Here is a 15,322-nt window from a genome sequence, read left to right as displayed (position 1 = left end):
AAAGGTGTTTCCTCAGTTTGAAACATCAGTTTCTTCCGGAAGTTCCGGTTCGGGCTCCGGCATGACAGGACGGAATTCTTCAGCGGGAAGAATTTTGAGAGTTTTTCCGGGATTATCTTTAGCGAAACGGCGTTTGATTTTCACCAGTTTTTTCTCCAGTTTGTCCCGTTTCTTGTCGTAGAACGTGGTGGCGAAGAAAGGCTTTTTGTAGGTCTTCTGCATGTATTGTCTGAACTTTTCTGACAGTTCAGGCGCGTCGGAAAAGAACTTTCCTTTCTGTTCCAACTCAGCCTTTTCCATCCAAACCACGGTAGTGGTGTAGGCGGTGGAGTCAGTCAGACAACTGGCATAGTTGAAGACGTAGAGTCCTTTTGCCTTCTTACTCTTTGCCTGTGCTGATTGGACGGAGACTGCAAATGCCAGGAGGCAGATGAGCCATGCAAAGTGAAATTTGTGTTTCATGTTTCTGAGCGGCAGAGCCGCTGTTTAAAGTTTCAATTTTATTGGAAACAATGTCCTAATCTTCAGAGTTTCGGAGACACTGTCTCAAGTTTTAGAAGGAATGCTTCTCCTTGCTCTTTAGACACTTAGACCTTTTTGTTCTTCAATTAGTCCCATCTTCATGCCTTCTTCCAGGCGGCAAGGGAATCTCGGAGAGCAGCCATTTTGGTTTCGGTGTCTGCTTGTTTCTTGCGTTCCATTTCGACTACGGCAGCGGGGGCATTGTTGACGAATCGTTCGTTGGAGAGTTTCTTTTGAATGCCCTGGAGGAAACCTTCCAAGCGGTGAAGTTCTGCCTCAGCCTTTTCGATTTCGGCTTGCATGTCCACCAAACCGCCAAGAGGAACGGCAAACTCGGTCGTGCCCACCATGAAGGCGGTGACGTCATCGCCCTTGGAGTTCACGCTTTCAACAGCATCAATGCCTGCCATTTTCGCAATGATGGCATCGTATGCCTTTACGGGATTTTCGCCAACCACTTGCAGGTGGAGGGTCTCTTTGAGTGCGATTTGTTTCGTGTTTCTCACCGCGCGAACTGAGGAAACGACCTCGCGCACGATTGCCATTTCGCGGAGCAGCGCTTCGTCGCCGGCTTGCGGTTCTGCGATTTGCTGCGGACTCACCATGATGCTCTCTCCCTCTTTTCGCGTCTCGAGTTGCTGCCAGAGTTCTTCCGTGATGAAGGGCATGAAGGGGTGGAGCAGGTGGAGCAGGTGGTCAAAGGCTTCCAGCACGCTGCGTTGGGTAGCTGCATCGATGGGTTCGCCGTAGGGAGGTTTCACGAGTTCGAGGAACCAGCCGGAGAAATCATCCCAGAAGAGTTGATAGACCTCCATGAGGGCTTCGCTCAGACGGTATCTGGAATAGAGGTCTGCCATTGTGGCGGCACGTTGTCTGAGACGTGCTTCAAACCATCTCACCGCTTGTGCGGCGATTTCAGTTTGTGTTTTGTTTTCATCAACCTGCCAGCCGTTCACGAGGCGGAAGGCGTTCCAGATTTTGTTGCAGAAGTTACGTCCCTGTTCGCACAATTCTTCATCAAAGAGGATGTCGTTGCCGGCGGGAGCGGAGAGCATCATGCCCATTCTGACGCCGTCGGCACCATATTTCTCAATGAGTCCGATGGGGTCGGGGCTGTTGCCCAATTGTTTGGACATCTTGCGTCCGAGGTTGTCACGCACGATGCCGGTGAAATAGACATTGCGGAAGGGAACATCGCCGGTGTATTCCATGCCCGCCATAATCATTCGTGCCACCCAGAAGAAGATGATGTCCGGTCCGGTCACGAGGTCGGCGGTGGGATAGTAGTAGGCAAGTTCGGGGCTGTCGGGATGGTTGATTCCGTCGAAGAGGCTGATGGGCCAGAGCCAGGAACTGAACCAGGTGTCGAGTGCATCCTCGTCATGGCGCAGTTGCTCGGCGGTCACGTTTTCAAATCCGGGGATTTGACGAGCCTTTTCGAGTGCTTCCTCGCGACTCATTGCCACGACGAATTTCTCTTCCTGACCTTCAGCGGTGGGCAGATAGTATGCCGGGATGCGGTGTCCCCACCAGAGTTGGCGGCTGATGCACCAGTCGTCGATGTTTTCAAGCCAGTTGCGATAGGTGGTGACGTATTTTTGCGGGTGGAATTTGATGTCTCCGTTGAGCACGGGCGGCAGGGCGATGTCGGCGAAGTGTTGCATGGAGAGATACCATTGCATGCAGAGGCGGGGTTCCACGGCGGTGTCGGGGTTGCGTTCTGAGAAGCCGACTTTGTTCGTGTAGTCCTCTATTTTCTCCATGAGTCCGGCAGCCTCGAGGTCCTTGGCAATTTGTTTGCGCACGTCCATGCGGTCTTGTCCGACATAGAGTCCGGCGGCTTCGGAGAGTGTTCCGTCGGGATTGAAGATGTCGATGGTTTCGAGGTTGTGGGTTTTGCCGAGGTTGTAGTCATTGACGTCATGAGCGGGAGTGACTTTCAGACAGCCCGTTCCGAATTCAATGTCCACGTATCGGTCTTCAATGACGGGAATGACGCGTCCCACGAGCGGCACGATGACTTTGTGACCGCGTAGCCACTGGTTCTTCGGGTCTTTGGGGTTGATGCACATGGCGGTGTCGCCCATGATGGTTTCAGGACGTGTGGTAGCGACCACGGCATAGAAGCGTCCGTCGGCATCCTGGTGGAGCACCTCGCCTTCACAGCCGGTCGGTACGACGGGGTTGGTGTCGGCATCGGCGACATAGTAGCGCAGGTGGAAGAGATGACTTTGTTCTTCTTTGTAGATAACCTCGATGTTGGACAGGGCAGTTTGTGCTTTCGGATCCCAGTTGACCATGCGCAAGCCGCGATAGATGAGTCCTTTGTCATAGAGGTCACAGAAGACGCGCAACACACTTTCGCTTCGTTTCTCGTCCATGGTGAAGGCGGTGCGTTCCCAGTCGCAGGAAGCGCCGAGGCGTCGCAGTTGCTTGAGGATGATGCCGCCGTGTTCGTGGGTCCAGTCCCAAGCGTGTTTCAGGAACTCGTCGCGTGTCAGGTCTTGTTTCTTGATGCCTTGTTGTGCGAGACGGTTCACCACCTTGGCTTCGGTGGCGATGGAGGCGTGGTCCGTGCCGGGCACCCAGCATGCGTTCTTGCCTTCCATGCGAGCGTGGCGGACGAGAATGTCTTGAATCGTGTTGTTGAGCATGTGTCCCATGTGGAGCACACCGGTCACGTTGGGGGGAGGAATCACGATGGTGTAGGGTTCGCGACTATCAGGTTTGGAAGCAAACAAATGATGGTTGTTCCAATATTCATACCATTTGCTTTCGACTTCTGAGGGATTATAGTTCTTTTGGAGTTCCATTTGTATTATATATAATATGGTATAGTCTTTATTTGTTTTTGTTCTTGTTGATATCGAAGAGATAGGTGAATTTCACGATGATGGTGCCGTGATTGGAGCGTGAGAAGACGTCCTTTTTGGAGTTATTATAGATGTCTCCCAGCCCGTAGTAGTAGCGTCCTTCCAGCAGGAAGTGTCCGGCTTTGGTGCTGAGTTCGATGCCAGCGCCGCCTGTGATGCCGTAGTCAAATTTTCGGTCGATGGGCATGGAATATTGTGCCACCATGCCGTTGGGTCGGTTGGGCACTCCCTCTTCCGTGAGTGTGAACTCGGACTGTTTGGTGGTTTCGCTCAACATGAATCCCACTTGCGGACCTGCCACGATATAGCCCATCACTCCTTTCTTCTCGCGTCCCCAACCCAGTCGGGCGAGCAAGGGTAGTTGCAGGTAGTGCAGTTGACGTTCATATTGGTCGGGCAGGGGATTGGTGTTGGCGTCGATGATGTCTTCCTTCCATCCCAGCGTAGCGTAGTTGAGTTCCACCTGCAGGGCGCAGACCATGGTGAAATATTTCTCGCTGGTGATGCGCGCCGTGACACCGAAAGTCGGTGCCATCAGCATGGATTGTTTGATGGTGGGGTCAAACCCCACGGTGTTCATGGTCAATCCGACGTTTGCTCCCACGGCGAAGTTGTTGCGTGGTTCTCCAATCTGGGCGTGTGCTGCCAAGCCCGTTCCGAGCAGAACTGCCGTCAAGGCGAGGCGCAGACAGATGATGGATAGTGAACGTGAGTGGAACATGCGGGTGGTGCGTTGGAGACGCGGTTGTGGTTTGAGAAAACTTCAATCCTCGAGGGGAGGAAGATGATTTCTTAGAAGATGATAATAAGCTTCGGGGTGAATTATTTTGTGAGCCTTCATTTCTGCAAGGACACTTTGACGATGTTTCCGTCCGGTTTGAAGTGCACGAACAAAAGGCTCTTGTTCATGTAGCCGGCTCCATTGCCGACCTTCATGAATTGAATTTCGCTTTGCAGCGGTGTGGTGGCAGCCACGGTGCCGGGCATCGGTGTTTGTTCTCCGAAGTCGTAGCCATAGTCCCCCATACCTCCAATCACTCTGAGTGCGATGTCATAACCCAGCGGCGCCATGCGTGGTTTGGACTCAAGCAGGTTGGTGTTGAACCAGCGCTTATAGTCATTCATGAATTTTTGCGATGCTTCTGTCAGTTTACAGAACCAATCGGTTGTCATGATGTAGGCGTCAGCCTTGTGCATGGCTTGTCGTTCTGTGCTTTCGGCAGCTTCCATCCATGCGGAAAAACCCAGCATGGCGGCAGTTCCGGGCTTCTTTGCATTCAGCGCGGCAGCTTTTGCAGCCATGTCTTTCATCGTTTCCGGTTTGTCGCTGTCTGCGATGAGCAGCAGTTTCTTTGCTTTCGTTTTTGCTGCGATTTCATCGAGCGAGAGGGAAGCGGGAATGGAGGAGTAGGGAATTTTGTTGGCAATGAGATTCTTTTTCAGTGTCTCGGTGAAGGTGGTGCGGTTGGCTTGCCCATATTGAATAAAAACAAAATGGTGGGTCGGGGCAAGCGCGATTTGCGCCATGTTCACTGAAAGAGCCACTTCTTGTTCGGGCGAGGCATTGATGACAAACAAGTTGGGCACCCAAGCCACCTGAGTCACTTTTGAGGAGAAGGGAATCAACACTTTTGTTTCTCGCGTGGCGATGGAAGAGATTTCTCCGAAGTGTCCGGGATAGACGGGACCGATGACGAGGTCGGGCTTCTCTGCAGAGATTTCCTTTGTCAGTGTTGAAATGGAAGCATTCGGCTCCGGTTCGTTGAATGCCAGCACCTCTGCGTTCAGTCCGGCGTTTTTGAGTGTCTCGATGCCCATGAGCAGACCGCGGTAGAATTCCACGCTGCGCACGTTTTCCACATGACTTCCCGCGAAGGGGAGAACAAGCGCCAGTTTCACTGTGTGGAGACCTTGTCTCGTGGGAGTGGTGGAACGTTTTTTGATGGGGATTCGGAGCATCGTCCCCTTTTTGATTTTACTGGGGTCGGTCAGCACGTTCTTGTTCGCCTCCCACAGGTCATCGACGGTGCAACCGTGTTTCTGTGCGATGCTATAGACCGTGTCTTTCTTCTTAGTCTTGTATTCCACGTAGGTCACGACTTCGTCATAAACCGCCTCTTTCAGTCTTCCGCTGCTTGTGGTGCTTTTTGTTGCGGCGGGTCGTTGTGGTGTTTGTCCGGCTGCGGGTATTTTCAGTTTTGAGCCGACGGGAATCACGTTGATGTCTTGGATGCTATTGGCTGTGGCGATGGCATCGGGTGTGACGTTATATTTTCGTGCGATGGAGTAGAGCGTCTCTCCGGCAGCGACCTCGTGGATGACGGTGTGGCTTTGTGCCCATGTGGTGAGACAGGTCACGAAGCAGAACACTGCGGTGAGCAGGATGCGGCGAGAGATGCAGGATGCGTGATAAGTTCCGAACATATATATAAAGGTATAGGATTCGCTGGGGCGTAAGTGCCCTCGCTTCCATATTGCTGCAAAAGTACGATATTTTTGTGAGATACCGCTTTTCGTCTCTATTCTTTTGGCTTTTCGGGCATGGCTCTATCTTTCTTACAAGAAAAGTGGTTGCTTTTTTTGCAAGAAGAAAGGACTGTGGCGCGGGTGGCGTCACAGTCCTTGAAACGGAGAGTTTTCAGTTCAAAGCACTTATCACTTCAAAGCACTTATCAGTTCAAAGCAAAGAATGATGGGAGAACTGATGTGGTTCGGGGTTATTTCACGACGACCTTGGTGGCGTCTTCACCCACGGTCACGACGTAAGCGCCGGTGGGGAGGGTGAAGCGGGAGACACCGCCCACGGTCTTTGTCTTGCGGAGCAACACGCCGGAGGCACTGCAAATTGTCAGGTCTTTTCCGGCGGGAGCATTCACGACGATGCTGTTGCCTTCCACCTTCACACCGGAAGCGGTGGTCTGTGCATCGTGGATGCCGGCGGGAGGACCGGGGATGTTCATCAGCGGAGTGAAGAGCACGAGGTTCGGATAGAGCGGGTTCGTCAAGATGCAAACCACGTCGTTGATGCCCACAAGGAAGGTGGTCACACCGTTCTTAACCATATACTCATCGTCCACGTAGAGTTCCTCGCCGACGAGTTCGCCGTTTTCGTCATAATCCGGATAGTTCAGATACCAGCGATAGGTGGTGGCTTCGCCGCGCACTTCTGCTTCGGAGGAGAGATCCACGCGACCGTCGTTCACTGTGGCTTCCAAGGGATATTGGTCAGCGTAGGTGAAGAGCGAGAGATGGTCGCCCACGGGCAGCGTACTGAACTTGAACTTGTTGCGGTCGATGAAGAGCACGCGCAGGCTGTTCAGTTTTGTGATGTCAATGGAAGTGAGGAGGTTTCCGTCGATGGCAATTTGGTCAAGGTTCTTCGCGTTGGTGAAGTCGATTTCTGAGATTTCGTTGTCGCTTGCACTGAGAGACCACATTTTCGGGTTGTTCAGCGTGAGCGTCTTGATGTCATTGCCGATGAGACCGAGCACTTGCAGGTTCTGATAAGGTGAAGCATCGAAGGCTTCGAGTTTGTTGTTGTTCAAGGCGAGGAAAACGAGGTCGGGATATGCTGTGAAATCCACCGTCTTGAGGTTGTTGCCGTCGAGGTTGATTTCAATGATGGGTGCGTTCTTCGGCAGAATGATGTTGTTCAAGCCGGCATCGCGCACGGTGGCACAGATGAGATTGGGGAGGGGAGTGAGGTCCACTTCGGACATCTTGATGCCGGTGATGCTGAAGACGGTGAGGTCGGCAGAGGCATCGTAGGCATAGACCTTAGCAGTGGCAGCCTTTGTGGCGCTGACTTCAAAGCCTGTGGCAGTGTTGCCGACAATGTAGGAATGGAGTTCCACGCCGTCCCCCTTCCAGTCGATGAAGATGTTGGTGGCAGGCGACTTGGCAGTCATGATGAGCTGACCCTGGGATGCTTCGGTGATTTGCATGGTGGCGAGCAGATGGGTCGGCATGCCGGCAGCTTCGATGCTTGACGTGCGGAGCGTCAGTCCGGGGAAGGCAGCGTTGGTCATGAGTCCATAGACAGAAGTACCAAAGACGGGGGAGAGGAAGCGGGTTTGTCCTTTTTGCACCGTGTAGTCCGTGCCGAGTGTCAGTGAAGAGTCATCGGCGGTGCGTTTCCAAACGTAGTTGGTGACTCCGTTCAGGTTGTTGGTGCTGAGGTCAACGCCCGGTCCAATGCGCGGAATGACGATGTCGTTCTGCGGAGCGTAGGTGTAGGTGTCAGCCAGCGAGCGGGAAGGCAGTGTGCTGAAGTCAAAGGCGTTGGAAGAAACGTCAAGGTTTTCCAGTTTCACACCTTCGGCAAAGATGATGGAATTGATTTGGTTGCCTGCCACGTTGAGCGAGCGAAGTTGTGTGCTGTAGTTCAGGTTCAGTTCCTTCAGTTGGTTGTAGGACAAATCCAGTGTTTCCATCATGTCTGCATCCTTGAAGGAGAGTTGCGTCAGTTTGTTGTGGCTGAGGTTGAGGTGATGGATGGTGAAGTTGTCGTTGAGCGTCACTTCAGTCAGATTGTTGTCAGAGAGGTTGATGGTCTGCAACAGGTTCTTCTGGAAGGCATCGTTTACGCCGCGGATGTTGAGTGTTCCGAAGTTGTTGCCCGTCAGGGTCAGTTCCTTCAGAAGATAGTTCCATCCGAGGTCAATGGCTTTCAGACCGGTGCCCGTCAGAGAGAGGTTGGTGAGATTGCGTGAGTTGCTGAGGTCGATGCTTTGCAGTTTGATGCCATCTATGCCGAGGGAACTCATCTTCTGGTCTTCGGGCACGTAGATGGTGATGGTTTTGCCCTTGGCTGTTCCTTTGACATTCGCCAGATTGACGTTGTTGGAAACAAACGCGTTGAAGGCTTGTTTCACTCCGTCGCCGAAGTCCACATAGAATTTCTTGGGACTCGTGAGTTTTGCACCTTCCATGCCGACTTTGAGTTCCACGTCCAAGGGAAGTTGAGTGGTGGAAGGCAAGGTGATGACGGCAGCCACTTCGTCTTGTCCGAAGGTTGCTTCAGTCTTCACGCGGAATTTGTTTGTGCGCAGCGGCATGTAGTTCAGTGTCAGGTCGGGGAAGGCGTTGCAGGCGAAGGCGAGATAGACGGGGTGGGGGGTTGCCTTGAGCAGCGTGACCTTGCCGTTTTCAAAGGTGAAATAGGTTTCATCGAGCGCGGCGACGTTGCTCGGGTCTTCGTCGTTCACCATGAAGAGGGCACATTCAGTTTCGTAGCCTTCGCGCAGCACTTTGTCGCTGAAGTCAATGACGGAACCTTCCAGAATGCTCGTGTTGATGGCCATTTCTTTCTGGAAGTAGTCATACTGAACCCACGTTTCGCGGGGAAGCGGGAGGGTGGCGAAGGTGAAGCAGTTGTTGCGGAGAATGACGTTGTCAAGGTTGTTGTTGTTGTCAAGGTTAATCTCCTTGAGGTTGTTGTTGCTCAGATAGAGTCTGCTCAGATAAGGGTTGTTCGTGACGTCAATCTCGGTGAGGTCGTTGCCTGCGGCGAAGAGATACATCAGGTTCGGGTTCTTCGTCACGTCCAGTGAGGCGAGTTTCACTCCCGGGTTGACTGTGCTGGATTGGTGATCGGCATAGAATTGGGTGAGATTCGCGTTCTTGGAGAGGTCAATGTTTTTGATGCCCGTGTCGCTGATGTTGAGAATCATGAGGTTGGGATTCTTCGTCACGTCAAGTTCTGCCACCGGCGTGGAGTCGATGGAGATTTTTTGGAGATAGGGGCATCCCGTCGGGTCAAGTTTCTTCAGACCGCGGTTACTCATGGCATCAAAGGTGCGGAGCTTGGGATAGTCAGAGAGATTGAAGGACTCGTCCAGACCGTCCATCTGTGCCATTTCAAGAATGAGAAGGTTGGGTTTGTTGGCTCCGACGATGAGTGGTTTTTTGTTGAAGGGGTTGTCGTCCAAATAGAGCGCATTGAGTTTGGTGTGCTCAGTCAAGTCGAGTTCCGTGATTTCGTTGTGCGTAAGGCTGAGAATGGCGAGGTTCGTCAACTTTGAGATGTCAATGTCGGTGAAATAGCATCCGTCGCCCATGAGCACGTCAATTTTGGAAGGGTCGCCGTAGAGTTTCACCACTCCTTGTGAGGAGACGTTGCAGGTGATGAACGTGCCGTCCCAAGTTCCTGTTTCACTGTTCAAGGTGGAGGGCAGGACGTCATACTGTTGTCGTCCGTTTCCGCAGTCCACTTCAATGGTGACATCCTTTTCGGAGCTACCAATCAGAATGGAGATGACGTTGTTTTCTCCGTTTTGAATGTATGCATTGGTGTGGAACACCGCCATGGGCTCCTCTTCCTGGGCGAGTGCCGTGACGGGAAGAGAGCAGAGCAGGAGGAGGCACATCCATTGCCACATTCTTGCAAATAAATGGTTCTTCATTGGTTTGTAGTGTCTTTAATTTTGAATATAGGAATATTGTTATGAGTTCGTCAGATTCTTTGACTCGTCCACTTACTTAGTAATATGAAAATAATAAGTTGCGTCAGATTTGAATTAGATTTTCGAGGTCAGATTTTCACCCGAAGAAGGAGCATAGCGGGCTATGTGACTGATGAGGGAGGAAATATGGACCGAAAAGATTTTCAAAGATGATGCAGATTATTTTTTGAGGATTACTTAATCAGCACGCACTTGGACTGTTTGCCATTGACGTGCACGACATAGGAGCCTTTGGGCAGTCCGGGCAGTGTGATGTCTGCCTCTGCTCCGCTGACGGTGTTGTGACCCACTGCGGCGCCTGCCATGTTGTAGATTTTGATGTCGAGGGAGTTGGCTCCGGCGAGATAGACGCGGAAGGAGCGGTTGCCCGTCGGGGTGACGAGAAGTTCTTGTTGCTCGGTTTTCACGCAGTCGATGCCTTCAGCCATGCGGCGGAGCACTTCTTTCAGTCCTGCGTAGGCATCAAATTTTCCTGCTCCCGCTTTGACGGGGTCGGCGCGTTGCACGGCGTCATCGACCACGGCAGTCTCTTTGATGATGTCTTTCACATCGTACACGGTGAGGTTGGGGTTGGCTTCGAGCCAGAGTGCGATGGCACCTGCCACGTGGGGTGCTGCCATGGACGTTCCTGCTGCCCAGCCCCAGGTCTCGTTGCCACGTTCAGAGGTGGTGCGTGCTGTGACGACGGAGGGGTCGCTGTTGCCGGCGGTTTCATAGTGTTGGTTCACGGAGGAGATGATGGCAGCGCCGGGTGCGAGCACATCGGGCACGTTGCGACCGTCAACGAGTGTGCCAAAGGAAGAGAAAACAGTCACTTCACCTTCTTTCAGGTTATAGGAAGCGCGATAGACATTGCCGTCCAGGGCGGGCCAGTTGTCGGAAGTGTCGAAGGAGCCGACGGCAATGATGTCTTTGCCTGTGGCGAGGTCACTGATGGAACCGTTGTAAGAACCGTCCTGCCAGCCTTTGATGTCATAGTTGGTCAGTTCGGAGAAGACACCGTCACAGAATGCATCAACGCGCTGACCTTCCTCCCCGTTCACCACGAAGCCGAGGAGATAGTTCCCGTCTTTGTTGCTACCGGAACTGTTGCAGACGTTATAGTCCAGTGTGGCGTAGAAGCGATTGCTTGATTCATCCTTTGCCCAGAGAATGCCGACATATCCGGTGAAATACTGTCCGAAGTTGCTATCAATGATGTCGTTGTTGCTTTGTTGGAAGGCAGCGGAAGAAACCCAGTAAACGGCATCGGTCTCTTTTTCGGGATTGATGGTGATGTCAAAGGTTCTGGCGATTCTTGCGCGTGAGCGGTTATAGATGACTGCGCTGATGGAGAAGGGTTTGTCGTTGTTGCTGTAAACGGTGGTGGAGCCGGCGGTGTAGTTGTAGTAGATTGCGCCGTTGTTGTCCTGCGTGTCGTAGCCTTTGAGGAAGGTTTTGAACTCCTTGTCTGTGGCGGTGAAGGTTTTGTTGGCAGCGATTTTCATGTCACCTTCATTTCCCGCGGAGATGCAGATGATGGCGTTGTCTTTTTTGGCGCAGGCGTCAAAGAACTGCTGAACGGTTCCCATGCCGTCGTGTGAGCCTGTGTTGCTTCCGAGGGAGAGGTTGATGACGCAGCGTTTGTTCTGTTCGTAGGCATAATCCAAGATGTGATCCACGCCGTAGGCAATAATCATGTCTGCGAGGTCGCCGCAACCGAGGGCGAGGTCTGCATCGTATGCCACGCCGTAGTAGGGGTTGGGCTCCACTGTTTCCTTGGAAAAGGTGTCAGAGATTTTTTGTGCGCTGCGCAACGTGCCGCGATAACTGCCCGCCATGATGCCGAGGGTGTGTGTGCCATGATAGGAGGTGTTGGCATCGGTGGTGAACTTGTTCATGTTCGTTTTGTCATAGAATTTCTCAATGACAAAGTTGTCGAGCGAGGTGGCGTTTTGGTTTGCCTTCATGTAGGCAAGCATGCTGACGCGCAGGTTTCCGTTTTCGTCTTTGAAGTTGAGATGGTTGGGGTCCACTCCGGCGTCCACCGCACCGCAGATGATGCCCTTGCCGGTATAGGCTTGGGGCAAGCCGATTCCTTGGTGGATTTTGTCCACGCCGGTGGCTTTGCGTGCTTTTTTCAGTTTTTGCTGCAGGGGACGTGCGAGTTGGAGTTTTTTCACGAAGGAAAGTTCTGCGACTTTTTCCACTCTTTCCTGAGGCAGAGCCACGAAGCAGAAACCGTGGCGGCTGCGAAGCACTTTCACTCCGGCTGCGGTCAGCGAGTCCTCGGTGGCTCCGTCTTTCAGACGCACGATGCCGAGCATGTAGTCGCCGGGCGTCAGGCTCAGCGTCTTCAGCATCTTGGCTTCGCCTTCGTTGCTGCTTTGTTGCGCTTGTTTCATTTCCAGACGGTGGCGGCGGAGCAGGACTCGGCTTTGCAAATCAAGACCGGTTTGAGCCTCTGCCGGGGTCAGACTGCAAAGGAAGAGGAGAGATAAAACAATTTTGTTCATGGTGATTGGGTGTTTTTTTAGAAACGAGAAAAGGGTTTGCGGGCAGAAAAGAAAAATTGTTTTCTACTCGCAAACACCTTATTTCTTAGTTCGTTAGGGAAGCACCGGTTTTGGAAGTGCTTTCCTCACGTGTCTGATGTTCGGAAATGTCATTCCGGATTTAGTTCATTATTTCATGACCTTCTTGCCACCCACGACATAGACGCCGGCGGGGAGGTTGCGAAGCGCGTCAGCGCGGTTAGCGACTTTCACGCCCTGGAGGTTGTAAACGGCGTTCTTGTCGGCAGCGTTGTTGGCAGTCACTTCTTCGATGCCGGTGAGAGAGGTGGAAGAAAGAGTGAGTGCGGTGTCCTCGGTCACGGTGACTTTGTAGGTGCCATCTTCGGCGGGAGTCAGCACTTTTTCGCCATTCATCACGTAGATGGGAGTTTCTCCGGCGGGAGCAATGCTGAGGGTAGTTCCGTTCAGGACGGTCAGACCGTTTGCCCAGTAGTTGATTGCAGCGCCCTTGCCATCCACGCTGACGGTGGTGTTGGCAGCCACGCTCTCGTCGTTGTTGGTGAAGGTGACATTGAAGGGAGTGAATTCGGTGATGATGAAGACGTCAAGCACATCTCCGTTGGTGAAGTTGAGTTCATAGGAGTTACCTCCTTCGTAGTAGGGTTTGATTTTCACGCCGTTGAGGTAGGCTGTGGTGTAGCCGCGAGAATCATACCAACTCAAACCGAAGGGATTGTCAACAGAACTGAATTTCACTTCGTTGTCACCTTCATTGAGAGTGATTGCAGAGCGGTCTGCGCGAGCAAAACTGAAGTAGCTGATAACGTTCTGGTCGGTGGGGTCTGCGTCCACATTGATGGTGACCACGTCGTTGCGAACAATGGCGCTGGTGGTGACGGTCACAACCTGGCCTTCAGACAAGTAGATGTTGTAGCAGCCATTGTAGTCGGAAGAGAAAGAAGAACCCAAGTTGTCAGTGATGCTTTCAATCTTGCAGCCGGAGTTGGCTTTGATGGCAATCATGTTGGAATTTGACATCATCGTCAAGATGTTGTCGCCATCTTTCACGCTGATGACGTTGTTGTTGTAGGAGTAACCCTTATAAACAGTCACGTTCTCTGCGTGGTCGATGTTCAGAGTGCTGTTGAATTCAGCAAACTTCGTGGCATCGATTTCCAACAATGTTTCAGCGGTGGGGATGAATTGGTAACTGCCGTAGGTGGAAGTGTTTACGCTGTTCACCTTGAAACTATTGATTTGATAGTCCTGCATGTTGAAGGTGATGGAAACTTGCTTGCCTGCGGGAACGGTGAAGTCGGGGTCGTTATATTTTTCTGCTTCAATGGGTGCGCCGTCCACAGTCACTGCGGAAACAGCGTCTTCGGTGCCTTCGTTGACATAACGGAACTGAACGCGATAGGCAAGACCTGCGGGGAAGTTGGCTTTGATGTCAACCTTGCTGCCGTCCACGACATTCAAGCGATATTGCTGACCCTGCGCTTCTTGAATGACGTCATCGACTGAAACTTGATAAAGGACTTTGCCGTAGGTTGAGTGAGCAATCATGATGGGAGATTCCACGCCGGGAATGAATTTCACGGTGTTTTCACCGTTCACGAGACTCACTCTTTCGTTGGTGGTGCTGAGCACTGCGCTCACCTGACTGGCGTCGTCCACATTGACCGTCATCGTGGCGGTACGCAGAGCTTCCAACGTGTTGGACTTCACCTCATACTTGAGGTCTCCTTCAACAGAAGGATCCACATACACGTAGGCTTGTACCATGTTATCAATGTGGTAGTTTGTTCCGGTTGTGGTGCAACGAACAGATTCCAGAACGGCACCGGTTTTGGCATACGCATAGAAACTTCCGTATTGCGGAATTTCCACTGCGTTGTCGCCGGCAACAATGCCTTCTACACTGGTGTAGTTCACTCGGATGTCCACACGCTCGGGGTCATCCACATTGATGATGACGGTTCTCTGTGCGTTTGCGGAAATGGCAAACAGACTCAATACCATCACACTGAGGAAAGAGTAGATTTTCTTCATAAATAATTTTATTTAGTGATTAGATTAGTCTAGTTGTGCGTGAAAGCAAGCATGTCGTGCCCGGCGTGGACAATCTTTTGCCTATATACTTATATAATATGGTGTAGTCTCGTTTCAGAGAAACACCTGTCTATTGTTCATTCTTTTCTTCACTTTCTTCATGGGAAGACGTTCCGTGAATACCGAAAAATATACGGTTTTAGCGGTTTCCGTGTGAAGAAATGGTATAAAACGCTGCAAATGTAGTCCTTTTCTTCGGAAAATACAAAAACTTATTTTCAGAAATCTCATAAAAACCTTTCTTTTTTCTGTCCGACACCTCACCTTTCCTCGACGGACTTTGTGGTTCTGTCACTAAAAATCATTGAAACTTCTCTCGTTTTCCCCGTTTCGTCAAAAACTACAGGTTGTATCTATTTTTTCTTGTCAATGCTCATGATTTGGTTTGAAAATTTCTTTGATGTAGGCTCGCCTCAGATTTTGTTCTATACGTAAATAAAAGGGGAAACGAAAAAACTATACAAACTATACACAAACCCTACATTCAACCCTACATCTCGCTGATTTCCCGTGCGTTACGAAATGTATAGTTGGTGCTTCAAACTATACACAAACTATACACAAACCCTACATTGAGAGTCAAAGAGACTAAGAGACAAAGAGACTAAGGGCGAAAGACGAAAGGACCGCCTTTTTGAAACATTAATGTTCATGAATTTGATTCATTAAAAAGGCATTAATTGGTTTTGGAATACAACATGCGCGAAATGTTCAGAATTAATGGGACAATTAATGGGAAAATTAATGGGACAATTAATGGGCATTAATGTAGAAATTGAAAATCCCTTCCCTTCAGGGAGGGGTTGGGGTAGGCTTTTGAAAAGCCCTTCCCTTTAGGGAGGGGTTGGGGTAGGCT

At 51.4% G+C, this 15,322-nt stretch carries 7 protein-coding genes; all 7 read right to left on the bottom strand.

From position 1 onward, the window contains the following. Positions 1-12: 12 nt before the first annotated feature. Positions 13-462, bottom strand: coding sequence for a hypothetical protein (locus I6E40_RS03845; protein WP_235385588.1), 450 nt, complete (start codon positions 460-462; stop codon positions 13-15). Positions 463-620: 158 nt separating this feature from the next. Continuing rightward, a complete protein-coding gene (locus I6E40_RS03840) occupies positions 621-3,335 on the bottom strand; it encodes a valine--tRNA ligase (RefSeq protein WP_235385587.1) in 2,715 nt (904 codons plus the stop codon). Between the two features lie 28 nt (positions 3,336-3,363). Further along, positions 3,364-4,116 (bottom strand): porin family protein, encoded by a 753-nt coding sequence (locus I6E40_RS03835; protein WP_235385586.1) that lies wholly within the window; start codon positions 4,114-4,116, stop codon positions 3,364-3,366. A gap of 116 nt (positions 4,117-4,232) precedes the next feature. Then, the gene (locus I6E40_RS03830; protein WP_235385585.1) at positions 4,233-5,819 is read right to left on the bottom strand and encodes a LysM peptidoglycan-binding domain-containing protein; all 1,587 of its coding nucleotides are present in this window, start codon (positions 5,817-5,819) and stop codon (positions 4,233-4,235) included. 293 nt (positions 5,820-6,112) lie between these two features. Next, positions 6,113-9,799, bottom strand: coding sequence for a hypothetical protein (locus I6E40_RS03825; RefSeq protein ID WP_235385584.1), 3,687 nt, complete (start codon positions 9,797-9,799; stop codon positions 6,113-6,115). A 233-nt stretch (positions 9,800-10,032) separates the two neighbouring features. After that, positions 10,033-12,354, bottom strand: a complete 2,322-nt coding sequence (locus I6E40_RS03820; RefSeq protein ID WP_235385583.1) for a S8 family peptidase — start codon at positions 12,352-12,354, stop codon at positions 10,033-10,035. Positions 12,355-12,522: 168 nt separating this feature from the next. Then, positions 12,523-14,406, bottom strand: coding sequence for a hypothetical protein (locus tag I6E40_RS03815; RefSeq protein ID WP_235385582.1), 1,884 nt, complete (start codon positions 14,404-14,406; stop codon positions 12,523-12,525). Positions 14,407-15,322: the final 916 nt, after the last annotated feature.

The sequence above is a fragment of the Prevotellamassilia timonensis genome (assembly GCF_021531665.1).
In the GTDB taxonomy this organism is placed as follows: domain Bacteria; phylum Bacteroidota; class Bacteroidia; order Bacteroidales; family Bacteroidaceae; genus Alloprevotella.
Note: the sequence above shows the minus strand (reverse complement) of the source record. Positions and strands in the feature narration are given on the sequence as shown.